At 56.1% G+C, this 26,061-nt stretch carries 19 protein-coding genes; 4 read left to right on the forward strand and 15 right to left on the reverse strand.

Annotation, left to right across the window (positions count from 1 at the left end; genetic code table 11):
- Positions 1-123: 123 nt before the first annotated feature.
- Positions 124-1,752: a methyl-accepting chemotaxis protein gene (locus ACH3PB_RS14115; RefSeq protein WP_416395883.1), complete on the forward strand. Its 1,629-nt coding sequence runs from the start codon at positions 124-126 to the stop codon at positions 1,750-1,752.
- 125 nt (positions 1,753-1,877) lie between these two features.
- Positions 1,878-2,306: a PilZ domain-containing protein gene (locus ACH3PB_RS14120; RefSeq protein WP_416395885.1), complete on the forward strand. Its 429-nt coding sequence runs from the start codon at positions 1,878-1,880 to the stop codon at positions 2,304-2,306.
- An 11-nt stretch (positions 2,307-2,317) separates the two neighbouring features.
- Here ACH3PB_RS14120 and radA read toward each other — a convergent pair whose 3' ends face one another.
- From radA to ACH3PB_RS14180, 12 genes are all read right to left on the reverse strand, one after another.
- The gene (radA, locus tag ACH3PB_RS14125; RefSeq protein WP_416395887.1) at positions 2,318-3,718 is read right to left on the reverse strand and encodes a DNA repair protein RadA; all 1,401 of its coding nucleotides are present in this window, start codon (positions 3,716-3,718) and stop codon (positions 2,318-2,320) included.
- A 30-nt stretch (positions 3,719-3,748) separates the two neighbouring features.
- Positions 3,749-4,810, reverse strand: coding sequence for a uroporphyrinogen decarboxylase (hemE, locus tag ACH3PB_RS14130; protein WP_416395889.1), 1,062 nt, complete (start codon positions 4,808-4,810; stop codon positions 3,749-3,751).
- A complete protein-coding gene (locus tag ACH3PB_RS14135) occupies positions 4,810-6,228 on the reverse strand; it encodes an FAD-dependent oxidoreductase (protein WP_416395891.1) in 1,419 nt (472 codons plus the stop codon). Before ACH3PB_RS14135 ends, hemE begins: the two co-directional genes overlap by 1 nt.
- A 26-nt stretch (positions 6,229-6,254) precedes the next feature.
- Positions 6,255-10,748 (reverse strand): glutamate synthase large subunit, encoded by a 4,494-nt coding sequence (gltB, locus tag ACH3PB_RS14140; protein ID WP_416399464.1) that lies wholly within the window; start codon positions 10,746-10,748, stop codon positions 6,255-6,257.
- 251 nt (positions 10,749-10,999) lie between these two features.
- Positions 11,000-12,859, reverse strand: coding sequence for an SPOR domain-containing protein (locus ACH3PB_RS14145; RefSeq protein WP_416395893.1), 1,860 nt, complete (start codon positions 12,857-12,859; stop codon positions 11,000-11,002).
- Positions 12,860-12,944: 85 nt separating this feature from the next.
- Positions 12,945-14,024 carry a 3-dehydroquinate synthase gene (gene aroB, locus ACH3PB_RS14150; protein WP_416395895.1) on the reverse strand — a complete coding sequence of 360 codons (1,080 nt, stop codon included), beginning with the start codon at positions 14,022-14,024 and terminating at the stop codon, positions 12,945-12,947.
- On the reverse strand, positions 14,021-14,524 hold the full coding sequence (locus tag ACH3PB_RS14155) for a shikimate kinase (RefSeq protein ID WP_416399465.1): 504 nt from the start codon (positions 14,522-14,524) through the stop codon (positions 14,021-14,023). The genes aroB and ACH3PB_RS14155 overlap by 4 nt, the downstream gene beginning before the upstream one ends.
- Before the next feature lie 195 nt (positions 14,525-14,719).
- Positions 14,720-16,936: a type IV pilus secretin PilQ gene (gene pilQ / locus ACH3PB_RS14160; protein ID WP_416395896.1), complete on the reverse strand. Its 2,217-nt coding sequence runs from the start codon at positions 16,934-16,936 to the stop codon at positions 14,720-14,722.
- Positions 16,933-17,511: a pilus assembly protein PilP gene (locus tag ACH3PB_RS14165; protein ID WP_416395898.1), complete on the reverse strand. Its 579-nt coding sequence runs from the start codon at positions 17,509-17,511 to the stop codon at positions 16,933-16,935. Before ACH3PB_RS14165 ends, pilQ begins: the two co-directional genes overlap by 4 nt.
- Positions 17,511-18,137: a type 4a pilus biogenesis protein PilO gene (locus tag ACH3PB_RS14170; protein ID WP_416395900.1), complete on the reverse strand. Its 627-nt coding sequence runs from the start codon at positions 18,135-18,137 to the stop codon at positions 17,511-17,513. Before ACH3PB_RS14170 ends, ACH3PB_RS14165 begins: the two co-directional genes overlap by 1 nt.
- Entirely contained in the window at positions 18,134-18,700 is a 567-nt protein-coding gene (locus tag ACH3PB_RS14175) for a PilN domain-containing protein (RefSeq protein WP_416395902.1), read from the reverse strand. The genes ACH3PB_RS14170 and ACH3PB_RS14175 overlap by 4 nt, the downstream gene beginning before the upstream one ends.
- On the reverse strand, positions 18,700-19,761 hold the full coding sequence (locus ACH3PB_RS14180; protein ID WP_416395903.1) for a pilus assembly protein PilM: 1,062 nt from the start codon (positions 19,759-19,761) through the stop codon (positions 18,700-18,702). The genes ACH3PB_RS14175 and ACH3PB_RS14180 overlap by 1 nt, the downstream gene beginning before the upstream one ends.
- 253 nt (positions 19,762-20,014) lie before the next feature.
- Between ACH3PB_RS14180 and ACH3PB_RS14185 the strand changes: the two genes are divergently transcribed.
- The gene (locus ACH3PB_RS14185) at positions 20,015-22,528 is read left to right on the forward strand and encodes a penicillin-binding protein 1A (protein WP_416395905.1); all 2,514 of its coding nucleotides are present in this window, start codon (positions 20,015-20,017) and stop codon (positions 22,526-22,528) included.
- A 115-nt stretch (positions 22,529-22,643) separates the two neighbouring features.
- Here ACH3PB_RS14185 and ACH3PB_RS14190 read toward each other — a convergent pair whose 3' ends face one another.
- Positions 22,644-23,909 carry a malic enzyme-like NAD(P)-binding protein gene (locus ACH3PB_RS14190; RefSeq protein WP_416395907.1) on the reverse strand — a complete coding sequence of 422 codons (1,266 nt, stop codon included), beginning with the start codon at positions 23,907-23,909 and terminating at the stop codon, positions 22,644-22,646.
- Between the two features lie 26 nt (positions 23,910-23,935).
- Positions 23,936-24,613 (reverse strand): c-type cytochrome, encoded by a 678-nt coding sequence (locus ACH3PB_RS14195; protein WP_416395909.1) that lies wholly within the window; start codon positions 24,611-24,613, stop codon positions 23,936-23,938.
- A gap of 149 nt (positions 24,614-24,762) precedes the next feature.
- Between ACH3PB_RS14195 and yihA the strand changes: the two genes are divergently transcribed.
- Positions 24,763-25,374 carry a ribosome biogenesis GTP-binding protein YihA/YsxC gene (yihA, locus tag ACH3PB_RS14200; protein WP_416395911.1) on the forward strand — a complete coding sequence of 204 codons (612 nt, stop codon included), beginning with the start codon at positions 24,763-24,765 and terminating at the stop codon, positions 25,372-25,374.
- Here yihA and ACH3PB_RS14205 read toward each other — a convergent pair.
- Positions 25,311-26,033: a TetR/AcrR family transcriptional regulator gene (locus tag ACH3PB_RS14205; RefSeq protein WP_416395913.1), complete on the reverse strand. Its 723-nt coding sequence runs from the start codon at positions 26,031-26,033 to the stop codon at positions 25,311-25,313. The two genes, yihA and ACH3PB_RS14205, sit on opposite strands and share 64 nt — an antisense overlap.
- Positions 26,034-26,061: the final 28 nt, after the last annotated feature.

Below are 26,061 nucleotides of genomic sequence, written 5' to 3' on the forward strand. Positions count from 1 at the left end.
GCCGAAGTTAGGTTACCCAGCCGCTGGAAGTGCGCGGCCGTTCTTGACGCGCATCTTCCAGACAGGGTCTATACTGCCGTGGTCATTAGATTTTTTATTGTCCTCGGCGCCCTGGAGGCTCCCATGTCCACCCTCAGTCTTCGCCTCAAAACTTCGATACCGCTTGCGATCGCAGTTGCCGCGCTGCTATTGATCATGCTTTTCAGCAGTAATCGCGCGCATCAGCTTGAAGAAGACATGAGCGTCTTCCCCACCCGTTTCACGCCCGCAATCAGCGAAGTGCTCAATGCCGACCGTGATCTGTACCAGTCTCGCGTGGCCGAACTCCGTTACGTCTATGACGAAGCCGCCAATAAGGCGGCACTTAGGGAAGATTTTGAAGACAATGCCAAACAGGCTTTTGATCGATACTATTCATTCCGGGCGGCGATGGAGCCCTACCCTGGCGTCCTCAAGCAGCTTACCGGCTACGACCGCGTTTATGGCGAATGGATAGCTGCAGTCAAACGTGTATTCGCCGAGCTGGATTCAGGCGACCGGGACGAAGCCATCGCTCTTGCGCTCGGCGAGTCAGCTGCCGCATTCAGTACACTCAGGGACATCTATGATATTGCAGGTGAAGCAGCCCTCGCACAAAGTGTGCAGGTTCGTAGCGATATCGCTGAAGCTATCGATGCCAGCGAAGTCATCAGTTGGGCGGTGGCTTTGTTCATCATACTGCTGGTCGGCATCATCTCGTTTACCAGTCAGACGATGCTGCTTGGACGGATCCGGGAATTGAACAAAAGTATTGACTCCATCGCTTCCGGCGGTGGAGACCTCACTCGCAAAATTGAGGTCAGGCATAAAGACGAGCTCGGCCAACTTGCCGAGTCTTTTAATGGTTTTGTGTCGAGCATGCACGATCTCATTACGGCAGTTCGCAATGACGTCGGCCAGTTGAACCGGTCGTCAGGGGTGCTGAACCAGTCGGCAGAAAAAGCGTCCACCATCTGCTCACGCCAAAGTGCGGCGTCGGATATGATCGTCAGTGCAGTTCACGAGATGAGCATAGCGACAAAGGAAATGTCAGGACTCGCCCACCAGACTGCGGACGAAACACAGCAGGCCAAGAGTTTCTCTGCACAGGGGGTAACATTGATTAATCGCTCGGTGACGCAGATTCAGGCGCTTTACAAGAGCATCGAAGGCGCTTCTACCAGTGCCAGGACGCTGGCGGAAGAGTCAGGCAAGATCAACGGCTTTCTTGAAGTGATCACCGGGATTGCGGAGCAGACCAACCTGCTGGCACTCAATGCGGCCATAGAGGCAGCTCGAGCGGGCGAGCAGGGTCGCGGTTTTGCTGTCGTTGCTGATGAGGTGCGTGCACTCGCAGGCAAGACTCAGGAGTCGACTAACAGCATCCGACAGATGATCGAGTCAGTGCAGAATGGCGTCAATAATGTCGTCAATATGATCGAAGATGGCTTCGGGCGAGTCAGTAGTTCGGTCGAACTGGCGAAGGAGACCGAAAGTCTACTGGCCAATACGCTGGAGGTCATTGGCCGCGTGGAAGAGATGTCCATGCAGACGGCAACGGCCACTGAAGAGCAGACTGCGGTCACTGATGAGATCAACAAGAACCTCCAGGAACTCAATGCGCAAACCCAGATGTCGAACGAGGTAGCCCAAGACACGCATGAAGCCGCGCGGCAAGTGAGCAAAATGACCAGTAGCATTAGTGACGGGGTCGGCAGATTCAAGACGGCCTGAGGCCCTTTAAACCGCATTTTCAGTGGCATGGCGCAAGTTTTTGAAAAACAGCTGCAGCATTTCTGCGGATAGTCGCCTATAAGTTAAGTATGATCTGCCACAGTGACGGCCGAAAGGGACAGGCTATGCAAGATTCAAGGCAAGACGATGGCGTTAAGGGTTCGGAGGACCGGCGAAACTTCAAACGTATCGAGTTTGACGCCGAAGTTCTGATTCGTCATTTCGACTCCACACGTGACTATATCGGCACCTGCTGGGAGGCTGAACTGGTAGACGTGTCACTTAAAGGTCTGCTGGTTTCGAGACCTCTGGACTGGGACGGCAGCGCTCATCAATACCTCCTGGTACTCAGCCTGCCCGATTCAGACCGAGCGATCGAGATGATTGGCCACTGCAGCCACATAACGGATGACCTCATCGGCTTCGTCTGCGATCAGATCAGTATCGAGAGTGCCACCAACTTGCGCCGACTCATCGAGCTCAATGTCGGCGATCCGTTTCTGCTTCAGCGTGAGTTTGCCAGTCTCATCGACTATTACAATCACCCAGACTGAGCGATCTTGCGTCACAGTTGATCAAGTGCTTCAGCCAGCGTGCGAACGCCGATGACGGATTGACCCTCCAGCTGGCGAGCCGCGGCAGAACCTGCTTTTGGCAAATTAGCTTTCGGAACGATGAAACGTTCGAAGCCATGTTTCCTTGCCTCTACGATGCGCTCCGTGCCGCTGGTCACAGGCCTGATCTCCCCACCTAGTCCGATTTCTCCGAACACGATGGTTGATCGTGGAATTGCCCTGTTGCGGAAACTTGAGGCGATGGCCAGCACCAGCGCCAGATCCGAGCCGGTTTCAGCAATTTTGACACCACCGACCACGTTGATAAAGACGTCCTGATCGTGACACTGCAGACCGCCATGCTTATGCAGTACAGCGAGCAGCATGGCCAGCCGCTGTGGGTCTGTACCTACTGCCAGGCGGCGCGGAGATCCGCCAGCGGCATCGTCTACCAAGGCCTGAACTTCGATGAGGAGTGGCCGTGAGCCTTCCCAGGCAACCGTGACGAGGCTTCCAGCAGCCTCTTCGCCAGTCTGGTCGAGGAAAATCGCGGACGGATTCTTCACATCCTTCAGGCCTGAATCCAGCATGGCGAAAACGCCAAGCTCATTCACCGCGCCGAAGCGATTTTTCGTCGCCCGGAGGAGGCGGAAACGACTATCGGGGGTGCCTTCCAGGAGAATAGAGGTATCAATGATGTGTTCCAGCACCTTGGGACCAGCCAGTGCGCCTTCCTTGGTGACATGCCCGACCATGAGGATTGTGGTCCCGGATTGTTTGGCATACCGGGTAAGCAAGGCTGCACATTCTCTCACCTGCGTCACACCTCCCGCTGCCGATTGGAGCTCGCTCAGGAACATCACCTGGATACTGTCGATAATCAGGAGCTGTGGCTTGCGTGCTGTCACTTGCGCCATGACTTCGTGGAGATCGCTTTCAGCCATGACCTGCAGGCGACTCACATCCACTCGCAGGCGCTGGGCACGCATCGCCAGCTGCTGCAGGGATTCTTCGCCAGTAACGTAAAGGACGTCCTGCTGGGCGGACATGCGACCGGCCAGCTGTAGCAATATGGTGCTCTTGCCCGCACCCGGGTAGCCACCCAACAGAATCACAGACGCAGGCACGATGCCGCCGCCCAACACTCTGTCGAGCTCATCACTGCCTGAGCTTGTTCGGGGCAGTTCGCCGATTTCCACTTCACCTAGGAGCTGGACCTGGCTCTGTTCGCCCGAATAACCTGCGGCTTTGGAAAACGCAGCAGCCGTCTGTCCGGAATGATGGCCGGCTGAGGGGCTTTCACGGAAGGTCTGTAGGGTATTCCACTCCAGGCACTGACTGCACTGGCCCTGCCACTTGCTGTGGCTGGCGCCACAATCAGTGCAGACGTAATGGATTTTGGCCTTGGCCATGTTCTCCCTTCAGCGTCGCGGCAGACGCTGTTATTTATGGTAAGCGGGACTCAACTCATGGACCGTGTCGACCATAACTTTCAGATGGTCGGGGTCGACAGCGGGCGTGATGCCATGCCCTAGATTGAAGACATGCCCTGGGCCCTGTCCGTAGCTTTCAAGCACGGCGGCCACCCTTGAACGAATGGTCGCCTTACTGCCAAGCAGTACAGAAGGATCGAGATTGCCCTGCAGTGCCACTTTGTCCTGAACCAGCTCCCGTGCCTTGTTCAGGTCGACGGTCCAGTCCACGCCAAGGGCATCAGCACCACTTTCAGCCATCTTCGCCAGGTTGAACTGTGCGTTCTTGGTAAACAGGATGACGGGTATCGGCCGACCTTCATTTTCGCGCTTGAGACCGGCAACAATCCTCTTCATATACTGCAGAGAGAATGCTGCGTAGTCAGTTGGTGAGAGAATGCCACCCCAGGTATCGAAGATCTGAACGGCCTGGGCACCAGCATCAATTTGCCCGTTGAGATAACTGACGACACTGTCCGCCAGCTTGTCGAGCAGCGCATGCAGAACATCGGGTTCGGAGAACATCATGCGCTTGATGGCGCCAAAGTCCTTGCTGCTTCCGCCTTCGACCATATAGGTTGCGAGCGTCCAAGGGCTACCGGAGAAGCCAATGAGCGGAACGCGGCCAGCGAGCGCACCACGTATGGTGCGGACAGCACTCATTACATAGTCGAGATCGCCGGACGACACCACTGGCAATGCATCGACATCAGCCCGCGAACGAATCGTGTGCTTGAACTTCGGACCTTCACCTGTTTCGAAATACAAGCCAAGGCCCATCGCATCGGGTATCGTCAGGATATCGGAGAACAATATGGCGGCATCGAGATCGAAACGTGCCAGAGGCTGCAAAGTGACCTCGCAAGCGAGGTCTGCATTGCGACACAGATCCATGAAGCTGCCAGCATTTTCACGCGATGCCCGGTACTCAGGCAGGTAACGACCGGCCTGCCGCATGACCCATACCGGCGTCCGCTCAACCGGCTGCCGCAGCAGCGCTCGCAAAAAAATATCGTTCTCGAGATGTGTCATCAGACTTCCAGATAGTCGAGTATGCCTTCGGCCGCCTGACGACCCTCCCAGATTGCCGTCACTACCAGATCAGATCCTCTTACCATATCACCACCGGAAAAGATTTTCGGGTTGCTGGTCTGGAAGATAAAATCCTGCTTCTCGGGCGCTACAACTCGACCGCTGTCATCGACGCTGATCTTGTGCTCATCGAACCAGTCAGCCGGGCTCGGCCGGAAACCGAAGGCGATCAGTACGGCATCAGCCGGAATGATCTCTTCACTACCCGGAACGACGACTGGCCGGCGACGGCCATTTTCATCAGGCTCACCTAGCTGGGTCTTGACAACCTTGACGCCCTCCACGCGATCTTCACCGATAATGGCGACAGGCTGCCGGTTGAAGAGGAATTTGACCCCCTCTTCCTTGGCATTTGCGACTTCGCGGCGTGATCCCGGCATGTTCGCCTGATCACGTCGATAAGCACAGTGAACTGTCTTTGCACCTTGCCGTATGGCCGTGCGGTTACAGTCCATCGCGGTGTCACCACCACCCAGGACCACGACGCGCTTGCCTTTCAGGTCAATGAAGTCGGTGTTGTTCTTTTCGAAGCCGAGTCTGCGATTAACGTTACTGACCAGATAAGGTAGTGCGTCATAGACACCCGGTAGATCTTCACCAGCGAAGCCGCCCTTCATGAAGTTATAGGTGCCCATGCCGAGGAAAACGGCATCGAATTCTTCAAGAATGTCCGCAAACGCAACATCCTTACCGATTTCGGTGTTTAGCCGGAATTCGATACCCATACCTTCGAAAATCTCGCGACGAAGTGCCATCACGTTCTTTTCGAGCTTGAACTCAGGGATACCGAAGGTGAGGAGACCGCCAATTTCCGGGTAGCGATCGAATACCACCGGCTTCACTCCGTTGCGGATCAGAATATCGGCACAGCCGAGCCCGGCAGGGCCCGCACCGATGACAGCAACGCGCTTGTCTGTCATGACCACATTGGACAGATCAGGACGCCAGCCCAGCGCAAAGGCTGTATCGGCGATGTACTTCTCGATCGAACCAATTGTCACTGCGCCGAAGCCATCGTTCAGGGTACAGGCGCCTTCACACAGCCTATCCTGCGGACACACCCGGCCGCAGACTTCCGGCAGCGTGTTTGTTTCGTGGCAGAGGTCGGCTGCTGCCATGATGTTGCCTTCCGAAATCAGCTTCAGCCAGTTCGGTATGTAGTTATGAACCGGACACTTCCACTCGCAGTATGGGTTGCCACACTCGAGACAGCGGTGCGCCTGGTCCTGTGCTGAATCATCCTCGAAAGGTTTGTAGATTTCAGCAAAGTCTTTCTTACGCTTGGAGACCCGGACCTTTTCCGGATCTTCCCGACCAACATCCAGAAACTGGAAGCTGTTGTTCAATCGCTCTGCCATTCAAATTACCTCTTGGATACCAAATCTTATTCCGGACGAGCCCGGGTAGAAGCGAGCAGGCTGCCAAGACTGGCGGCCTTCGGTTTCACCAGCCAGAAGCGGCTGAGATAATCATCAAAATTATCCAGCAGGTTCTCTGCCCAGACAGAGCCTGTATGAGCGATATGCTCCTGAATCACCTCTCTGAGGTGGTTTCTGTATCCTTCAGTGGCTTCCGAAGTAATGCGCTGAATTTCAACGAGTTCGTGGTTATAGCGATCGACAAATGTCTTGTCTTCATCCAGGACGTAGGCAAAACCGCCCGTCATACCTGCGCCGAAGTTGTAGCCAGTTCGGCCTAGCACGGTCACCACACCAGCCGTCATATATTCGCAGCAGTGATCGCCCGCACCCTCGACAACGGCATTACAGCCAGAGTTTCGAACAGCGAAGCGCTCACCAGCGGTGCCTGCTGCGTACAACTGACCTCCAGTCGCACCGTACAGACAAGTGTTACCGATGATGGCTGTTTCCTGAGACGAGAAGCGACTTTCAGACGGCGGCCTGATGACCAGTTTGCCGCCGGTCATGCCCTTGCCAACGTAGTCGTTCGCATCGCCTTCCAGGTACATATCCAAACCACCGGCGTTCCAGACGCCAAAGCTCTGACCCGCAGTCCCAGTGAGACGTAGGGTGACTGGAGCATCAGCCATGCCCTGGTTGCCGTGGAGGCGAGCAATAAAGCCAGACAGTTTGGCCCCTATCGAACGGTCACTGCTGGTAATCCTGAATTCGAACTCGCCACCGAGCTTGTTTTCGATAGCGTCCTTCAGCTTGACCAGCATCGACTCAGCCAACGCACCCTTGTCATAGGGCGGATTTCTTTCCTGCTGACAAGTATGCGGCGCGGCAGGATCGATATGGGAATTATCGAGCAATGGACGCAGGTCCAGCTGTTTCTGCTTTTCGGTACGTCCTGGCAGGCGCTCTAGCAGATCGGTACGACCGACCAGCTCGTCCAGTGAACGAACGCCAAGCAGTGACAGCCACTCACGAGTTTCTTCGGCGACAAAGCGGAAGAAGTTCATCACCATCTCTACGGTGCCAGTGAAGTGATCTTCTCTCAGCTCATCATTCTGTGTAGCGATGCCCGTCGCACAGTTGTTGAGATGGCAGATTCTCAGATACTTGCATCCGAGAGCGACCATTGGCGCTGTGCCGAAGCCAAAGCTTTCGGCGCCCAGGATAGCACCCTTGATGACATCGAGGCCGGTCTTGAGACCGCCGTCTGTCTGCAGGCGAATCATCCCACGCAGCCCGTTGTCACGGAGCGCCTGCTGAGCCTCGACTAGCCCCAGCTCCCATGGAGAACCTGCGTATTTGATGGAGGTGAGCGGGCTCGCCCCAGTGCCGCCGTCGTAACCGGAGATAGTGATCAGATCGGCGTAAGCCTTGGCGACACCAGCAGCGATAGTACCAACACCTGGCTCTGACACGAGTTTGACTGAAACCAGGGCCTCGGGGTTGATCTGCTTGAGATCGAAAATCAGCTGAGCGAGATCCTCGATGGAGTAGATATCGTGGTGTGGCGGAGGTGAAATCAGCGTCACACCCGGCACTGCGAATCGCAGGCGTGCAATGAGTGCGTTGACCTTGCCGCCAGGCAGCTGACCACCTTCCCCAGGCTTGGCGCCCTGAGCCACTTTGATCTGTAAAACGTCAGCAGTGGCCAGGTAATGCGGCGTGACACCAAAGCGACCAGAGGCAACCTGCCGGATCTTGGACCGTCGTTCGGTGCCATAGCGTGCAGGATCCTCCCCACCCTCACCAGAGTTGGAGCGGCCACCAAGACGGTTCATAGCCACCGCAAGTGCCTCATGAGCCTCGGGAGACAAGGCACCGATCGACATTGCAGCACTGTCGAAACGGGTATAGATAGAGTCCAGTGGCTCGATTTCCTCCAGCGGCAGCGGCGTCTCCGCCAGCTTCAGCGAGAGCAGATCGCGAATGGTCGTGACCGGGCGCTCGTTGACCAGCGCAGCATACTCCCGATATAGGCCATAGTTGCCTTCGACAACGGCAGACTGGAGCAGTTTGACGACATCCGGGTTATAAGCGTGATACTCACCGCCATGGATGAACTTGAGCAAACCACCCTGCGAAATCGCCTTGCGCTTCTGTGCGGCGTGCTTGGCAAGCATTTCCTGCTCCAGCTGCAGGTCAAAGAACCCTGCGCCCTGGATCCGGCTGGCCACACCCTTGAAACACATATCGACGATCTCATCGGCTAGACCGATAGCTTCGAACAGCTGTGCACCACGATACGAAGCAATGGTACTGATACCCATCTTGGAGAGGATTTTCAGAAGACCCTTGTTGATACCGCGGCGGTAGTTGTTCTTGGCATCGATGGGGCTGATAAGCACTTCGCCGGAATTGATCAGTCCATTCAGCAGCTGATAGGCCAGGTATGGATAGACCGCAGTGGCGCCGAAACCAAACAGTACAGCGAACTGATGTGGATCACGCGCCCAGGCAGTTTCGACCACGATGTTCGAATTACAGCGCAGACCTTTACTGACCAGGCGATGGTGCACGGCGCCCGTGGCCAGGAAGGCGTTGACCGGTAGTTCATCATCCTTCAGACCAGCATCGGACAGCACGAGGACGACCTTGCCTTCGCGAGCATGACGTTCAGCTTCATCAGCAACGGCCTCAACAGCAGCCTTGAGCCCCATTTCCGCCTTGTAAGCCAGCCTGATCATGACGGGTGGATATCCAGCGTCCTCCATCTCCTGGATGCGCTTGAACTTGGCCGGTGACAGTACAGGTGTGCTCAAAATAAGTCGACGCGCGTGCTCTGGCGACTCTTCGAAGATGTTGCGCTCGGCACCGATGCAGGTTTCCAGCGACATCACGATCGTTTCGCGCAGGGGATCGATCGGCGGGTTCGTGACCTGCGCAAACTTCTGCCGGAAATAATCGGCCACGTTTCGAACACGTTCGGAAAGCACAGCCATGGGCGTGTCGTCACCCATCGAACCAACCGCTTCCTGCCCGGTTTCAGCCAAGGGCCGCAGAATCTGGTCCCGCTCCTCAAAGCTGACGTTGAACATCTTCTGGTAATACTTCAGCTTGTCAGCGTTGAACAGCGCGAACGGCGATGCGCCCTGATGCAGTTTCGTCTCTACACGAACAGCGTTTTCGCGCAGCCATTTCTTGTAAGGATGACGAACCTTGAGACGCGAGTCGATATCGTCAGTGTGCAGGACTTCGCCTTTCAGCGTGTCGATCGCGAGGATCTGTCCTGGGCCTACCCGCCCCTTGGCGATGACATTCTTTGGCTCGTAGCCGTAGGTTCCGATTTCCGAGGCCAGGGTGATGAAGCCATCAGTGGTGGTCACCCATCGTGCAGGTCGCAGACCATTACGGTCCAACAGACACACAGCGTAGCGGCCATCGGTCAGTACGATGCCAGCCGGGCCGTCCCAGGGCTCCATATGCATGGAGTTGTATTCATAGAACGCCTTCAGATCGGCATCCATGGTATCCACGTTCTGCCAGGCGGGCGGCACCATCATGCGCACAGCACGGAACAGATCGACGCCGCCAGCAAGCAGCACCTCGAGCATATTGTCCATGGACGACGAATCGGAACCAGTGCGGTTCACGATAGGCTGCAGCTCATCGAGATTGGGCAGTGCATCGGTCTTGAACTTGGATCCACGTGCCAGCGACCAGTTTCGGTTGCCTTCAATGGTGTTGATTTCACCGTTGTGAGCCAGGTAGCGGAATGGCTGTGCCAGCGGCCAACGCGGCGCAGTGTTGGTTGAAAAGCGCTGGTGGAATACGCAAATTGCGGTTTCGAGCTCCGCGTTGCCGAGGTCGGTATAGAAGACCGGCAGGTCCGATGGCATCATCAGACCTTTATAAGAGACGACCTGATCGGAGAGACTGCAGATATAGAAGTCACGATCGGACGTCAGCGCAATTTCCGCTTTTCTTCGCGCTACGAAAAGTTTGAGCGACAAGGCCTGATGATCAAGATCCTCGGCTGCTTCGATGAATATCTGCTCGATACGCGGGAGATTGGCCAATGCCATGGGACCGAGACAGCTGGTATTTGTTGGCACGACTCGCCATCCAGCAACGCTAAGCCCTTGCACCTCGATCTGTTGTTCGAGTTCCAGGCGCGCTGCGTCGGCCTTCTTCTCATCAGGATTGAGAAAGACCATACCGACTGCGAATTTCTGTCCCAGTTTCTTGCCAAAGGCTTCCTGGGCCACAGAGCGCATGAAGCCCGTGGGCATCTGCAGTAGCAGGCCGCAGCCGTCACCGGTCTTGCCGTCAGCGGCTATACCGCCACGATGGGTCATGCAGGTGAGTGATTCGATCGCCGTCTGCAACAGCTTGTGACTACGCTCGCCCTCCATGTGCGCAATCAGGCCGAATCCACAGTTATCGCGGAATTCGCCGTTTTCATATAGCCGGTGCTGGACCTGGGCCACTTCCTGCGCAGGCTTGTCTGCCGCAGGGCTCATCGCAGAACTTGTCAAACGGTTCATGGCAATCTCTCACTTACAAATGCAGCGTTTAATGCCTCCTTAGAGGGATTCGCTGAAAAAGGGCCGGCCATTTTACACAGCAGCACATGGCTACTCAAATAAAATAGCAATTACGATCAGGGCTTTTACTTAAGCGCGAAGCAATAGAAGTCGCGCAGAACGGGATAATGCGGCCGTGGAACAAGCAGATGCAGTGACGCATCCTGATGGCGAGGACAATGCCTAGACTACTTCAACCCACCGATTTGCCGAATCCAGAAATCTTCCTTCTTCAGACTACCAGGCAAGGCCTGAACGATGCGCTGCGCCTCTGCTTTGGTCGCATAACTACCATTCAATACGATGAACCAGGGTTTATTCTTGTAGGTGCTCCGGATATAGACTGCTTTTTCAAGTCCAGGCCGAGTGCTCAGAAAGCGGACAACCAGCGGCTCAGAATAACTACCCAGCATCTGAATTGTCCAGTTTTCACTCGGCTGTGCTGCAAGCCACTCTGCGGATCTGAACCGATCACTGCCGGAGGCAGATGTCGTTTCGGACTCGGCAACAGTCGGGGCCGATTCTACATCGACGCGCTTAACTTCGCCAGTCTCAGGCTGCGGCTGGGGCGCCGGCTTGGTCTGCGGCAGCGCTTCTACTACCTTTTTGACGGCTTCTTTCTGAGCAACAGCACCCTTTTCGAGTAGCCGCGACGCTAATTGGGAACGATCAGAGGACTCCGGCCCCAAGTCGCGATCCAAAGCAGGCGCCTCTCCAGCTTGCGTATCCGTGGGCAAACTCTCCGCTCTTGACGTTTTGGCCGGGTCTGGCTTGCTATCATCCTCTTCCGCGACCAGCTCATCGGGAGAAAATCCACCGGCAGCTCGCTGGCGCACGAATTGCTCCTGTATACGGTCGACCAGGTCACTTGAAGAGGCCCTCCCACCGGCCGGGGCCGTGGGCTCACCGGCAACCGCGCTGCCTTCTACTTCAGCGGGCACCGTCGGGCCATCATCTAAGACCACCGCTTCGCTGGCGGTGTCGGGCAAAGTCGGCGACGGCGCAATGGGAGTGCTTTCGAGCTCAAAAGGCGATTGAGTCTCTTGGACCTCAGGCGTCTGTTCCTGCGGCTCATACAGAAACAGCGCGGCCATGACAGCGGTGCCCAGCGCTGCGATGACGACCGGCAACACCAGCATCCTGTTTTTCAGCAGACTCTGTCGTTGCGGTGGCGGAATTGCCGGGTCGGTTTGCGCCGCAGACGCCGGTTCCGGGGCTGTAGAGCCTGATCCGGCCATCGCCGCTGCAGCACTGATACCGCTTGCTGTCGCAGCGCGCTTTGCCGGGGCAGCTACAGCACTGTCTGGAACAAAGCCTTTGCCTGATGCTGCTGCGCCACTCATCACTGCGGCTTTGTTGGCTGTATCCTTGGCCGAGGCAGACACCGCTACAGGCTGCGCGCGCTGCTCAAGTATGAAAGCGTCTACCTTTTCAGGCAGGCCGCCCAACTTCTTATGGTATCGATCCAGCTTCTGCCGGGACGGCACTAAAGCGCCCAGCTGTAGTGCGGCGTATTCACCGAATTCGTCGCGAGACAGTGGTCTGAGGTGCAACTGGAGCAGAAGGCTCTGGGCGCGGGACTCATTGCTTAGCGATTTCAGGATCGCTGTGTCAGCAGCCAGCATTATGCCCCAGTGATTGTCGAGACCCTGACCAGCCTGCAAGGCTGCGGTAAGCGCGAGGGTGCTATCAGCGCCAAACTCATCCGCTGCTCTGAATATCAGCAATACACGCTGTCCTGCGGCAGCCATTCTCGCGGCGTACTGTTGCATCCGGCCGAGCATTTGCGCATCGGTTTCACCGGGCTCAGCTGAAGAATCAAGCTGCAGGCGCTTCAGACATGACTGCAAGACCTGCGTAAGCGATTCGTGGGTGGAAAGATCGACGTCGACCACGAAGAGACCATCGCCTTCGACAGCGGATAGTGCAGATACGAGGTGACTGATACTGCCCCGCGAGTCAGCAGTGACCAGTATGGCTTTTTCGCTGAAATGGGCGAGATGGCGCAGGTTATCGAGAAACTCCTTGCGCTCAGGCAGCTGGAACATGGGACTGACTATGATCGTGACTCCAGCCAGGCGCCCGTGGCACGACTATGGACAGCCGCAATGCGAGCCATGGCGATTGGTTCAATCAATGGGTGGTGTATTCGACCAGGGTTTTGACGAGCGCGTCAGCATCGAACTTATCCGTAACGATGGCATCACCCATGGCCTGAAGCAGGACCAGGCGCAAACTTCCGCCCACGTTCTTCTTGTCGACCGCCATGTACTGCATGAAATCATCAGGCGTCATGGCAACAGGTGGCCTGACGGGCAAGTTCATCCGACTCAGCAGGTTCGAGACGCGTTCCACATCGCCTTGCTGCAGATAGCCGCAACGCACTGACATTGCGACTGCCATGACCATGCCTACTGCAACCGCTTCGCCGTGAAGCCATTGCTTGTACTGCATATAGCCTTCGATCGCATGGCCGAAGGTATGGCCGAGATTGAGGATGGCACGACGCCCCTGCTCAGTCTCGTCATCTTCGACCACCCTGGCCTTGCACGCGCAGGACGCTTCTATCGCGTGGATCAGTGCTGAGGGCTCTGCGGCAATGAGCGCATCCGCATTGTTCTCGAGCCAGTCGAGAAATTCGATATCGTCTATGAGGCCATACTTGACCACTTCGGCAAGACCTGCAGAAAGTTCACGCGGCGGCAGCGTCTGCAAGGTACTGGTGTCGATCACGACAGCCTGGGGCTGATAGAAGGCACCGATCATATTCTTACCATGCCGGTGATTCACACCAGTCTTACCACCGACCGAAGAATCCACCTGCGAGAGCAAGGTCGTGGGCACCTGAATGAAATTGACACCGCGCTGATAGCAGCTGGCTGCGAACCCGGTTATGTCGCCTACCACACCACCCCCAAGCGCAATGAGTGTAGTGCTACGATTATGCCGCTGGGTCAGCAGGTGATCGATGACCTGATCAATAGCCGTCAGGTTCTTGTACTGTTCGCCATCATGCAGCTGCGTAACGTCAACTTCGAAACCTTCGAGCTGGGCGGTCAGTTTCTCGAGATACAGCGGCGCCACCGTTTCATTGGTCACGATCATGACCTGTTTGCCAGCGATATGCGCCTTCAGGCGAGCGGCTGTCATGACACCATCGCCAATGTAGATTGGATAACTGCGGTCACCAAGACCGACGGTCAGAGTCTTCATGCGCTGCAACTCATATTGAAGTGGAGACGAACAGAGCCCGCTATATCTTTCGCGACAGTACGCGGACGTTTGCGATCGGTATCGACTGTAAAGTTTGCCAGCGCGCGGTAATGCGGTTCGCGCTCAGCCATCAGCCGACGCAGCGTCTTCAGTGGGTCCGCCGTTTGTAACAGCGGCCGGCGCGTGTCCTGCCGTGTACGCTCGTATTGCTGCTCCGCTGAAGTGTGAAGATAGACGATGTGACCCGCCTGCTCCAGCAACTCCCGATTGCGGGGCTGGCTGACGACGCCGCCACCGGTGGCAATCACGACCTGCTCACGGGACAGCATCTCTGCCAGTACTGCAGTCTCGCGCGCACGAAAGCCAGCCTCGCCTTCAACATCGAATATCCACGGAATATCGGCGCCACACCGAGCTTCTATTTCCTTGTCCGTATCAACAAAAAGCCAGCCGAGTTCGCTCGCCGTAAGACGGCCGATTGTGGTTTTTCCGGTCCCCATCGGCCCTATGAGCACGAGGTTGCGCAAGGGCACTCGTGCTGCACTTTCTGCTGCGCTCTCAGGGGCGGGATCTGTGGTATGTCCGAAGTTGGCATTCATGCCCGAAGAATACCATGCAGATCAACAAAAAAGCCACGAGGGTCACTCGTGGCTTTGGTCGTCCTGCGTGCGGGCGCACGCTTCAGAGTCGGGTATTTATCGGGTATCTACCAGGCCACTGCGGATGAGGCGCGGCGTGATGAATACAAGCAGTTCCGAACGCTGATCGTTCTTTTCAGTTTTGCGGAACAGCGCACCTATGTAAGGCAGGTCACCCAGGAACGGCGTCTTGGTCGTGGTCTCGGACGTTTCCGAAGAGAAGATACCGCCAAGTACGATCGTCTGGCCGTTACCTACCAGAACCTGCGTCTGGATTTCGTTGGTATCGATACTCGGGATACCAGCGGTGACGACACCTCGTGAATCCTGCGCAATCTGCAGGTCCATGATGATGTTGTCGTCAGGCGTGATCTGTGGCGTAACCTCCAGGGACAGCACTGCCTTCTTGAAACTGATCGATGTCGCGCCACTCGAAGAGGCTTCCTGATAAGGAATCTCCTCACCAGACTCGATTCGAGCAGTCTGACGGTCTGCCGTTACGATCTTGGGCTGGGCCACGATTTCACCCTTGCCGTCCAGTTCGAAAGCAGAGAGTTCCAGGTCCAGCGATATGTTGCTGCGACGGAAGCCTACTGCGAAAGACGAGGCATTGGTTCTGTTTACCCCAAGGTCGACAGCCAGGGCGTCCGGGAAGCCAAGGGTGACATCACCCGGTGTGAAGGCCAGATCGCCACCAGGCGCAATACCCAAGCCATCGTTCAGTTCAGTGTTGGTGGTCTGGGAGCCGCCGACCAGGAAGCCGTTACGACCTCTCGTCTTTGCGGCACCACCGCCCCAACGAACACCCAGATCTTCGATTGCATCGGTTCTGGCGCGAACGATACGCGCTTCGATAAGCACCTGTGATACTGGCACGTCCCAGGTAGAGATCAGCTCACGAACCTGCTGGATCTTGTCGGCAGTTTCGCGAATGCTGATGGTGTTGGTCCGGGCATCAGAAGAAATGAAACCTCGGCTCGACACCAGCTCTGCGTCAGACTGCAGCAGTGCGACGATGTCGCCTGCCTTGGCATAGTTGATCTGCAGCATTTCAAGACGCACTGGCGCCAATGCCTGGACCTGCTTGTTGGCTTCGAGTTCCAGACGCTCTCGCGCCGCAATTTCTGCCGCTGGTGCGACAAGAAGAACGTTGCCAACCTTGCGCTTGTCCAGGCCCTTGGTCTTGAGCACGAGCTCGAGCGCCTGGTCCCATGGCACGTTCTGCAGGCGCAATGTAATACGACCATCGACCGTGTCGGAGGCGACCAGGTTCAGGCCAGTGAAGTCAGCGATAAGCTGCAGCACCGAGCGGACTTCGATGTCCTGGAAGTTCAGCGACAGTTTCTCGCCAGAGAACGGGAACTGTTCCTTGCGGCGATCTTCGACTTCAGCCTGGCTGACTGGCTCGACGGCCACGGTAAAGCTGTTGTCTGTCTGATACGCCATGTAATCGAAATCACCCTGTGGCTTGATCAGCATGACCACATTGCCGTCTTCACGGAAGGTTTCGATCGTATTGACGGGTGTCGCGAAGTCAGTAACATCAAGGCGTCGACGCAGATCCTGCGGCAGTTCTGCACCCCTGAAGACAACGCGAATGTTGCCACCCTGCTCAGACATGTCGGCACTGATGTTCTTGTTGCTCAATTCCACGATCAGGCGACCTTCACCTTTCTCGCCACGCTGAAAGTCGACACCCTTTATAGAGGGTGCGCTTTTCGAAGCTTTGGCTTTCGAGGCGCCGGAGTCGGTACTGGCTACAGACGAGGTCTTTGCCGCCGCATCCATTTCAAGATCGGACCCAGCAGCAGCACCAAGCTGTATCACCACCTGGTTGCCGACGACGCTTGTCGCATAGGGCACCAGATCGAGCAGGTTGACGATGACGCGGGTGCGGCCACTCGCTTCCAGGATGGTCACACTCTGCGTGTTACCCTTGGAGAGCTGGTGATAACGTTCTGTCAGTGCACTATCGACGCCAGGCAGGTCGATCGCAATCCGCGCTGGATCTGAAATCGCATAACCCTGCGGCTCAGGCGGCGCCTCGTCGAAGCTCAGACGAACTTCTGTTCTATCGCCCGGCAATGAGCCGAAGTCAATGCCAGTGAGGCTGGCAGCCTGCAGCCAACCGCTCATGCATAGCGCTGCGGTTCCTAACAATGCGCTTTTGGCGTTTAAAAGCATGAATTTCTCCGGTGACTTGAAAATATCGCTGACTCGACCCTGCAGACGCGCTGCAACTACACGAGTGGATGGCGTTGAACGATTCATCATACTGGCTCCTTCAAGGCAAGCACTCGAGGCCGTTCGAACCAGCCATTCTGGCCGTCCGGAACGATTTCAATTAATTCGATCTGATCGGGCGTAATGGAGATGACCCGACCGTGGTTGGTACCCATGTACTGCCCGAGCTGGACGCGATGAATACCACCGTCCTTGTCGCGAACCAGAGCGAACAGTTGCTTCTGACCAGCTCTATTCAAGGTGCCGACCATGTCGAGGTTGCCTATGGAGAAGCTCTCCAGCGGCTCTTTCGGCCTGTTCTCGTCAGGCTTTACATCGCTCTTGGGCTTTGCCTGCTCAACGTCGGCCAGCTGCACTTCCCGTGGGGGCTGGAACGGCGAACGCCTGTCCGCAGCCGAGTAGGAAAATGCCTGGTAGGTCTGGAACTCTGGCAATGGTGGAATTGCGCGCTTCGGCTTGGCCTGTTCGGCCGCAATGAACTCGCGCAAGTCTTCAAAACCAGTATCTTCGGCACAGCCTGCGAGCAGCGAAAGCGACAGCACACCTATACAACCTGCCCGCACCAGACGGAGACCGGCGCCAGGAAGAAAATCGTGAGTGAACATTATTGATCTCCTCCACTGTAGCGGTAGGTTTTGGCAAGAATCTTCATGCTCAGCCTGTCGGCGTCTGCTGCATCCTGCCCTGCGTTTCTCGTGATGGTGAAATCGTGCAAGGTCACGATTCGCGGCAAGCCGGCAACTCCTGACACGAAGGCCGCAATGTCGTGATACTCACCCGTAAGATCGATCGTGATCGGCAGTTCCACATAGAACTCGCGCGAGATTTCAGGATTGAGCTGAATCGAGTCGAGCTGGAGCCCAGCTGATGAACCCACGCCAGAAATATCTTCAAGCAGTCCAGGCACTTCGGTTTCCGATGGCAACTGTTTCAACAGCGCACCAAAGGTCTGCTGCATTTCAACCATTTGAGCCTTGTACTCTTCGAGGTTCGCGACCTGAGCAGCTTTCATGGCATACTCCTGTCGTAGCTCGACTTCTTTCTGCTGACTGGCTGCATAGGTGGCTTCCATATCCTGAATAAGGAAGTAGTAGACACCACCAAGCACTGCCGCCAACAGCACGAGACCGCTAACCACTTTGGCCGCAACCGGCCACTCGCCAGCGTTATTGAAGTCGAGGTCGTTGACATCGAACTCCTTTAATTTCTCTAATGAATCTGCAAAGCTCATGACTTGTCACCTTCTGCCTTCACCGCAGGCGATTCCTCAGTGACCCGCAGGTCGAACTGGCGAAGCGAATCGGAATTTGGCTTGGTCTTCACATTCGAGAGACTCGGGTCCTTGAACCATTCCGACTGATCCAGATTTCGCATGAACGTGGATATCCTGCTGTTCGACTCGCCGACGCCAGTCACTGCAACCGCATCATTGGTTCGGGCCAGCTTCTCGAGAAACACACCGTCTGGCGTTATTCTCACGAGCTCATCAAACAGTCTGACGATGACCGGGCGCTTGCCCTGCAGGTCCTGAATGACTCGCATCCGGTCGATCAGCGCTTCACGCCGCTTCTTGAGTTCGTTAATTTCCTTGATCTGCTCATTGAGCTGTGAGATCTGGGTAGTCAGAAACGAATTGCGATTGTTCTGGGACTCAATCTGACCCTCCATGTAGCGAACCCATAGAAAGGACAGGCCGGCACTGATGATCAGCACGCCAATCAGCGCAGTGACGAAACTTTTCTGGCGTTCTGCCCTGAGCTCTTCGCGCCAGGGCCTGAGGTTAATGCGTGCCATCAGTCGAAACTCCTCATAGCCAGGCCACAGGCAATCATGAGCGACGGCGCGTCATTACTCAGCGCCGAAGCGTTCACCCGAGGCGCAATAGTCATGTCTGCGAAAGGATTGGCGATCATTGCCGGGGTGTTCACCCGAGCCTGGACGAGATCTGCAATACCGGCGATGGACGCAGAGCCACCCGCAAGCACGATATAATCAACATCGTTGTATTGGGTTGAAGCAAAGAAGAACTGGAGCGAGCGCGAAACCTGCTGAATCACCGCCTCTTTAAAGGGCTCCAGCACTTCCTGATCGTAATCATCTGGCAGGCCACCCTGCTTTTTCGCCAGACCGGCCTCTTCCTGAGAAAGACCGTAGCGACGCTGGATCTCATCAGTCAGCTGGCGGCCGCCGAACAACTGCTCGCGGGTATAAATAGTCTTGCCGTCGACCATCACACTGAGCGTGGTCATGGTCGCACCGATATCAATGACAGCGATGGTCTGGTCGGCGCCATTGCCTGGAAGCTGGCTCATGATGAGACTCATCGCGCGCTCCATGGCATAGGCTTCGACATCGACAATACGCGTCGTGAGTCCGCCGATCTCGAGTGCGTCCTCTCGAAGCTCGACATTTTCCTTCCGGCAGGCGGCCAATAGGACGTCGTTCATTTCGGCATTCTGGGCATTCGGGCCCTGAATCTCGAAATCGAGCGAAACCTCGTCAAGGGGGTATGGGATGTACTGATCGGCTTCAAGCTGGATCTGCGATTCCAGATCCTGTTCGCGCAGATTGCCACTCATCTGTATCACCTTGGTGATGACGGCTGAGCCTGCAACTGCGACCGCAGCATGTCTGGCGCCTGACCGGGACTTGTCCACGACCCTGGCAACGACTGCGCCGACAGCTTCAGCATCGTTTATGTTCTTCTCGACAACAGCATTTGCCGGCAGAGGTTCGACTGCATAGCTGTCGACTCTGAAACGGGTCCCCTGCTGACTCAGCTCGAGCACCTTGACGGACGTCGAACTGATGTCGACGCCAAGTACTGCCTGTTTCTTCTTTCCGAATAACCCCATGACAGAGTCGCCTACCTTAAAATGACCATGACCAACCGCATGTAGCGGCAGGGCTGTGCGCTTCTTCAACGTACCGGAAAGCATAGTCAATGATTTCTATTTACTGAAATCCGGGTTGGAAAAGCCGTATACTGCGTTGCCTGAAATGTCAGCCGGATGTATCTGATATGTAACCTGGTGTTCTTGCCGGCTGACACTGGCGGGCTAAACTTTTATGAGAGTAGACAGTCATTCCAACTCTGTCAGGGGACACATGGGTTATTTCTTGCGCTTTTTGCTGATACTGGCCTGGCTCCTCGGACTGGGTCTCACTTCTGCTGTGATGGTCTCCGCAGGCTTCTATGCATACACATCTCCACAGCTTCCGGACGTGGAAACGCTACGTAATACAGCGCTTCAAACGCCGTTACGAATTTATACAAGCGATAACAAATTAGTTGGCGAGTTTGGTGAAATTCGACGCGACCCGGTCGCACTCGACGCACTCCCGGACGAATTGATCCAGGCTTTCCTCTCAGCGGAAGACAGCCGTTTCTTCGATCATGGCGGCATCGACCTACTCGGACTCACCCGCGCAAGCATCGAACTGCTCACCACCGGCAGGATCCAGAGTGGCGGCAGCACGATCACGATGCAGGTGGCGAAGAATTTCTTCCTGAGTAATGAGCAGACCTTCACCCGCAAGTTCAATGAGATCCTGCTCGCACTGAAGATCGAGAACGAGCTCAGCAAGAACGAGATTCTCGAGCTCTACCTCAACAAGATCTTTCTCGGCAACCGCGCCTATGGGGTGCAGGCAGCAGCTCGCATCTATTATGGCAAGGACGTGAGAGACCTCTCGCTTGCCCAGATGGCAATGATCGCCGGACTGCCCAAGGCCCCCTCTCGCTATAATCCGATTGTTGCTCCTGAGCGCGCCAAGTTAAGACGGAACTGGATTCTCTCGAGAATGCGTGAGCTCGGCGTCATTGACGAGGCCAGCTATGAAGCGGCGGTCAATGACAAGCTGACCGCTAGTCGACTCCACTCCGATGTCACCATTCCGATGCCCTACGTTGCCGAACTCGGCCGACAGGATGCCATCGACCGCTTCGGAAAAGACGCGTATGAAAATGGCGTGAACGTCCACGTGACTGTGGACTCCGGTCTACAGATGGCCGCCGAAGCTGCCGTTAAAAAGGGCTTGCTGAACTACACCTTACGCCACGGCTATCACGGCCCGTGGAAGCAACTGCCAGCAGCGACCCGAGACCAGCCGATCGGCGCTGAACTCGAAGATGAGGAGGTGCCGGAAATAGCCAAGAGGCTACAGAACCTGGACCCACAGATCGACAGTCGCCTACAGGTCCAGGCACTGCTCGAACTGCAGAGTGTCTACCGCGACTTCTACCTGATTCCGGCATGGGTATCGCGGATAAACAGCAAAGGCCTCGGTGAGGCGACCCTTCTGCTGGCCGACGGCTCGAATACCACGCTCGGATTCGAGGATGTGTACTGGGCGCGCGCCTATAAAGGTCCCGACAGCATGGGCAAATTACCCATGCAGGTGTCTGACGTACTGAGCATGGGTGATCTCATTTATATCAGTCCTCGTGCGGCTGTGACCCTGCCATCTGCAGCAGAAGCTCAACGAGTGCCGAAAGCTGACAAGGGCGGCTATGTTCTCTCGCAAGTGCCTGCTGCCCAGGGCGCGCTCGTAGCGATGGATCCGAAGTCTGGTGCCATTCGCGCTCTTGTCGGTGGCTACGATTTCCACATCAACAAGTTCAACCGAGCCTGGCAGGCACGGCGACAAGCGGGCTCCAACATCAAGCCTTTCATCTATCTTGCTGCACTTGAAAGCGGTGAGACCGCCGCTTCGATCATCAATGATGCACCGGTAGTCTTCGACGACCCGAAGCTGGAGGATGCCTGGCGGCCAGTGAATTCCTCCGGCAAGTTCTACGGACCGACGCGCCTGCGCAAGGCCTTGTATCTCTCGCGAAATCTCGTGTCGGTCAGACTACTGGAGCGTATGGGTGTGATGCCGACAATACGCTTTATAGCCAGCCTGGGCTTCAATCCGAGCAGTATGCCAAAGGACCTGTCGCTCGCACTGGGGTCGGCAGATTTCACACCTGTCGAAATGGCGGCTGGCTATGCCCTCCTCGCCAACGGTGGTCGTCTTGTGAAGCCCCACATCGTGACGCAGATAGAGGACGCCTCGGACAATGTCATGTTCAAACAGCCCGTTACTGAGCAGGCGACGGCACCTGAACCCGTCGTGGATCCGCGATCGGTGTTCATCATCGACTCCATCCTTGCCGATGTGATTACCAGAGGCACAGGCCGCGATGCCCAGGTGCTAAAGCGCGGAGACCTTCGTGGCAAGACTGGCACGACCAATGATCAGGTCGACGCCTGGTTTTCCGGCTATAACCAGGACCTGGTTACCAGTGTATGGATTGGCTTCGACCAACCTCAGACGCTTGGGAGACAAGAGTATGGCGGTCGAGCGGCTCTGCCCATCTGGATAGACTTCATGCGGGAGGCGCTTGAAAGTGCGCCTGAAAGCGTTATGCAGCAGCCAGAAGGCCTCGTGAAAGTCTGGATCGATGCCGATACGGCAGAACCTGCGATGGCTGAGTCACCGAATGCAATCGAGGAGTTTTTCAAGGAAGAAAATGCGCCCATCGGCGTCGCATCTCCTGAAAACGTGGAGGGCAGCGAAGACGGTTCGTTACCTACTGAGCCCGACGATTACGTGCCACCTGAGATGATATTCTGATCAATAGCCTTCACACCTGCTATTGCCAGAGCACAAAAAAGCCCGACTGAAGAGTCGGGCTTTTTTTCTACTTCGATCGCTCCTGGGAGGATGCAAGCACCCTCTGCAGACTGATCTACTTGATGTCGTCTATCGATCCCAGCGGATAGTGAGCTGGGTAAGGCAGACGCGCCACACCACTATCAACAGCCGCTCGCGCAACAGCAGCGCAGACGTTGGTCAGCAAGCGCTTGTCCATCGGCTTTGGAATGATGTAGTTCTTGCCGAATGAAAAACGCTCGCCATCGTAAGCCTGGATGACATCTTCAGGAACAGGCTCCTTTGCCAATTCACGAAGTGCCTCGACAGCGGCCACTTTCATCTCTTCGTTAATTACTGACGCTCTAACGTCGAGCGCACCACGGAAGATGAAGGGGAAGCCAAGAACATTATTGACCTGATTAGGGTAATCAGAACGGCCGGTCGCGAGGATAAGATCGTCACGAGTTGCAAGTGCCAGTTCTGGCTTGATTTCCGGATCAGGGTTCGAGCAGGCGAAGACAACCGGGTTTGGCGCCATCGACTTCAGCATCTCGGCAGTCAGCAGATCTGGACCAGACAGACCGACGAAGACGTCGGCACCGTCGCAGGCATCAGCCAGCGTGCGCTTGTCTGTTTCAATGGCAAACATAGCCTTGTACTGGTTAAGGTCATCGCGGCCAGTGTGAATAACGCCTTTCCTGTCGAGCATGAACAGGTTCTGTGACTGTGCGCCACAGCTGATCAGAAGCTTCATGCAGGCAACAGCCGCCGCACCAGCACCAAGACAGACGATCTTGGCGTCTTCTATTCTCTTGTCCTGAAGCTCGAGGGCGTTGATCATGCCAGCGGCAGTTACGATTGCGGTGCCGTGCTGGTCATCATGAAATACCGGAATATCGCACTTGGCAATCAGCTCACGCTCGATTTCAAAACACTCCGGCGCCTTGATGTCTTCAAGATTGATACCACCGAAGGTATCTGCGATTCGAGCAACAGTATCAATGAAAGCCTGTGGGCTTTCGGATTTCACTTCAATATCGAAAACGTCGATGCCAGCGAAGCGCTTGAACAGGACACCCTTGCCTTCCATGACAGGCTTACTGGCGAGTGGTCCAAGGTTACCCAGACCGAGGATGGCGGTACCATCACTGATGACAGCGACGAGATTACCCTTGTTGGTGTAGCGATAGGCATCGTCCGGGTTCTTGTCGATTTCACGACAAGGCTCTGCCACGCCTGGGCTATAAGCTAGCGCCAGGTCACGCGAGGTTGCTGTCGGCTTGGTAATTTCAACGCTGAGCTTGCCGGGTCTCGGAAACTCGTGATAATCAAGCGCCGCCTTTCTTTTATCTTCTGACATGTTAGATCCTACTTTTGATGGGCCTGCTACTTGGCAGCAAGCCCCTGGATGTAGTTGGAGAGTGCGGCGATTTCCTTGTCACTCAGGTTCGCAGCGACGCCCTGCATCATGGCGGCATAAGGCCCAGCAGTGCGCTCTCCGTTTCTGTAGGCTAGCAATTGTGTCTTGATGTAGTCGGTATGCTGGCCGGCCAATCGGGGGAAGCCGGCAGGTATGTTGCCTCGTCCGATTGGATCGTGACAGCCAGCGCAGGCGGGTACGCCCTTCGCACTGTTGCCTGCACGATAGAGTTGCTCGCCGAGCTCAATCGTGTCGGGCTTGGCGGCAGCCGGGGTGGGCTGCGTGCTCTGGTAGTAGGCAGCGAGGTCGGCCATGTCCTGATCTGACAGGGCATCTGCGATACCCATCATCTGGGGTACCGGCCGCTCATTATTCTTGATGAGGTGCAACTGGAGGTCGGTGTACTTGGCCACCTGGCCTGCCAGCTTTGGAAACATCGGGGCAGCGCTATTACCGGCGGGACCGTGACATCCGGCACACACCGCGGCCTTTTCCTCACCTGCCGCTGGATCACCCTCTACGAACTCGCCTGCAGCCTGGGCAACGCCGGCAATGCTGCTCAACATCAGCGAGACACTGAACGTCACGCCGACGAGGGCGAACCGGTCGGGAATAGAAACAAAGCCCTTGAACAAAGATTTCATGTATTCTGTTCCTTTACTTATCATTGACCCGGCAGGCGCCGCAGCTCTACTGCGACGGCGACGACATGAAAGCCGACGCGGCGTACCCGACAAAAGGTGGCCATTATATTCATAATATCAGCACAATGCGAACAGCTAAACGCGGGAATATGAATTACCAGATTATAGAGTTTCTCACAAGTGCCGAGACGCCCGCCCAGTGCCCGCCTGACTTTGGTCGGGAAGTGGCCTTCGCCGGGCGATCCAATGCTGGCAAGTCCAGCGCAATCAACAGCCTGACCGGGCGCAGGAAACTGGCAAGAACTTCGAAGACGCCAGGACGTACCCAGTTGATGAACTTCTTCGAGCTGGGCGATGGTGCCGGACGCATCGTCGACCTGCCTGGCTACGGCTATGCAAAGGTATCGCAAAGCGTGCAGGCGCGCTGGCAGGAAAATCTCGACCTGTATCTGCGCAGCCGGACGTCGCTCATGGCAATTGTGCTGATCATGGACATCCGACATCCACTCAAACCCTTCGATCTCGCGATGCTGGACTGGTCGAGCAGTGCCGGCAAGGACATTCTCATACTGCTGACGAAAGCCGACAAACTCGGGCGAAACGCAGCGCAGCAGACAGCGGCCAAGGTCCGTGCAGAGCTGAAGAAGCGCAATTGTGTGGCTACGATCGTCCCCTTCTCGTCAACCGAATCGATTGGTCAGAGTGAGGCCTGGGCCTTCCTGGACACTATTTTCGAGGTACCCGAGCCGAGCGACCTGTAGTCGGGATAGTCCGACGCAAGTCGGGCGACTTCTTCCGCGAACGCTTCGGTCACATAGGGCTCCTGGATCGCGAGCGCCTGATGAATACCACTTTTCATGTGCCTGATCGAAAGCGTTCCACCCGCCACTTCAACTGACGAAACCAGGAATGACATCCAGTTCGTCACGACCAGCCAGACGTTGAGGGCCAGCGTCCGCTTGAGCGCGGCAGCCGAAGCGCCGTTCCCACAGCCTGAATGCGGGTGGAAGGCCAGTATGCCGCTCTGTTCAAGCGATGAAATGATCTCTTCCAGCCGGTCCAGGCAGCGACTGGTGAACTGACTGTATTCGGTCTTCAGCCGCGGATCAGCGTCCAGATAGTGATACAGATCCCGATGCAAGAAACGATAGCTCCAGAGACCGTCGAACACCGAATCCAGATAATCGAATTCATCCTGCACGCTCAGCGCGCGGTCCGGCAACTGCAGGTAATGCTCTACCAGACGCTCATAATGCGTGAAGATTTCGTAGATGATCGCCTGCTTGCTGCGGTAGTGATAGTAGAGATTACCTGGTGAGATGGAGAGATCCGCGGCAACATGATTGGTCGTGATGTGTCGCTCGCCCTTCTCGTTGAAGAGCTCGAGACTGCGCAGCAGTATCCGCTCCTTGGTGGTCATCGAATCGCTGATGGTGGTACCTGCCTCT

It is taken from the genome of Allohahella sp. A8, assembly GCF_047946665.1.
Taxonomy (GTDB): Bacteria; Pseudomonadota; Gammaproteobacteria; order Pseudomonadales; family Oleiphilaceae; genus Allohahella.

What these genes read in the sequence shown, in the direction of transcription:
- ACH3PB_RS14120 (WP_416395885.1), top strand. Translation starts at nt 1,878, where the DNA reads ATGCAAGATTCAAGGCAAGACGATGGCGTTAAGGGTTCGGAGGACCGG.
- ACH3PB_RS14195 (WP_416395909.1), bottom strand. Translation starts at nt 24,613, where the DNA reads ATGAAATCTTTGTTCAAGGGCTTTGTTTCTATTCCCGACCGGTTCGCC.
- aroB (WP_416395895.1), bottom strand. Translation starts at nt 14,024, where the DNA reads ATGAAGACTCTGACCGTCGGTCTTGGTGACCGCAGTTATCCAATCTAC.
- ACH3PB_RS14115 (WP_416395883.1), top strand. Translation starts at nt 124, where the DNA reads ATGTCCACCCTCAGTCTTCGCCTCAAAACTTCGATACCGCTTGCGATC.
- ACH3PB_RS14180 (WP_416395903.1), bottom strand. Translation starts at nt 19,761, where the DNA reads ATGGGGTTATTCGGAAAGAAGAAACAGGCAGTACTTGGCGTCGACATC.
- pilQ (WP_416395896.1), bottom strand. Translation starts at nt 16,936, where the DNA reads ATGATGAATCGTTCAACGCCATCCACTCGTGTAGTTGCAGCGCGTCTG.
- ACH3PB_RS14135 (WP_416395891.1), bottom strand. Translation starts at nt 6,228, where the DNA reads ATGGCAGAGCGATTGAACAACAGCTTCCAGTTTCTGGATGTTGGTCGG.
- gltB (WP_416399464.1), bottom strand. Translation starts at nt 10,748, where the DNA reads ATGAGCCCTGCGGCAGACAAGCCTGCGCAGGAAGTGGCCCAGGTCCAG.
- ACH3PB_RS14175 (WP_416395902.1), bottom strand. Translation starts at nt 18,700, where the DNA reads ATGGCACGCATTAACCTCAGGCCCTGGCGCGAAGAGCTCAGGGCAGAA.
- ACH3PB_RS14145 (WP_416395893.1), bottom strand. Translation starts at nt 12,859, where the DNA reads ATGTTCCAGCTGCCTGAGCGCAAGGAGTTTCTCGATAACCTGCGCCAT.
- yihA (WP_416395911.1), top strand. Translation starts at nt 24,763, where the DNA reads ATGAATTACCAGATTATAGAGTTTCTCACAAGTGCCGAGACGCCCGCC.
- ACH3PB_RS14165 (WP_416395898.1), bottom strand. Translation starts at nt 17,511, where the DNA reads ATGTTCACTCACGATTTTCTTCCTGGCGCCGGTCTCCGTCTGGTGCGG.
- ACH3PB_RS14170 (WP_416395900.1), bottom strand. Translation starts at nt 18,137, where the DNA reads ATGAGCTTTGCAGATTCATTAGAGAAATTAAAGGAGTTCGATGTCAAC.
- ACH3PB_RS14155 (WP_416399465.1), bottom strand. Translation starts at nt 14,524, where the DNA reads ATGGGGACCGGAAAAACCACAATCGGCCGTCTTACGGCGAGCGAACTC.
- ACH3PB_RS14205 (WP_416395913.1), bottom strand. Translation starts at nt 26,033, where the DNA reads ATGACCACCAAGGAGCGGATACTGCTGCGCAGTCTCGAGCTCTTCAAC.
- ACH3PB_RS14190 (WP_416395907.1), bottom strand. Translation starts at nt 23,909, where the DNA reads ATGTCAGAAGATAAAAGAAAGGCGGCGCTTGATTATCACGAGTTTCCG.
- ACH3PB_RS14185 (WP_416395905.1), top strand. Translation starts at nt 20,015, where the DNA reads ATGGGTTATTTCTTGCGCTTTTTGCTGATACTGGCCTGGCTCCTCGGA.
- hemE (WP_416395889.1), bottom strand. Translation starts at nt 4,810, where the DNA reads ATGACACATCTCGAGAACGATATTTTTTTGCGAGCGCTGCTGCGGCAG.
- radA (WP_416395887.1), bottom strand. Translation starts at nt 3,718, where the DNA reads ATGGCCAAGGCCAAAATCCATTACGTCTGCACTGATTGTGGCGCCAGC.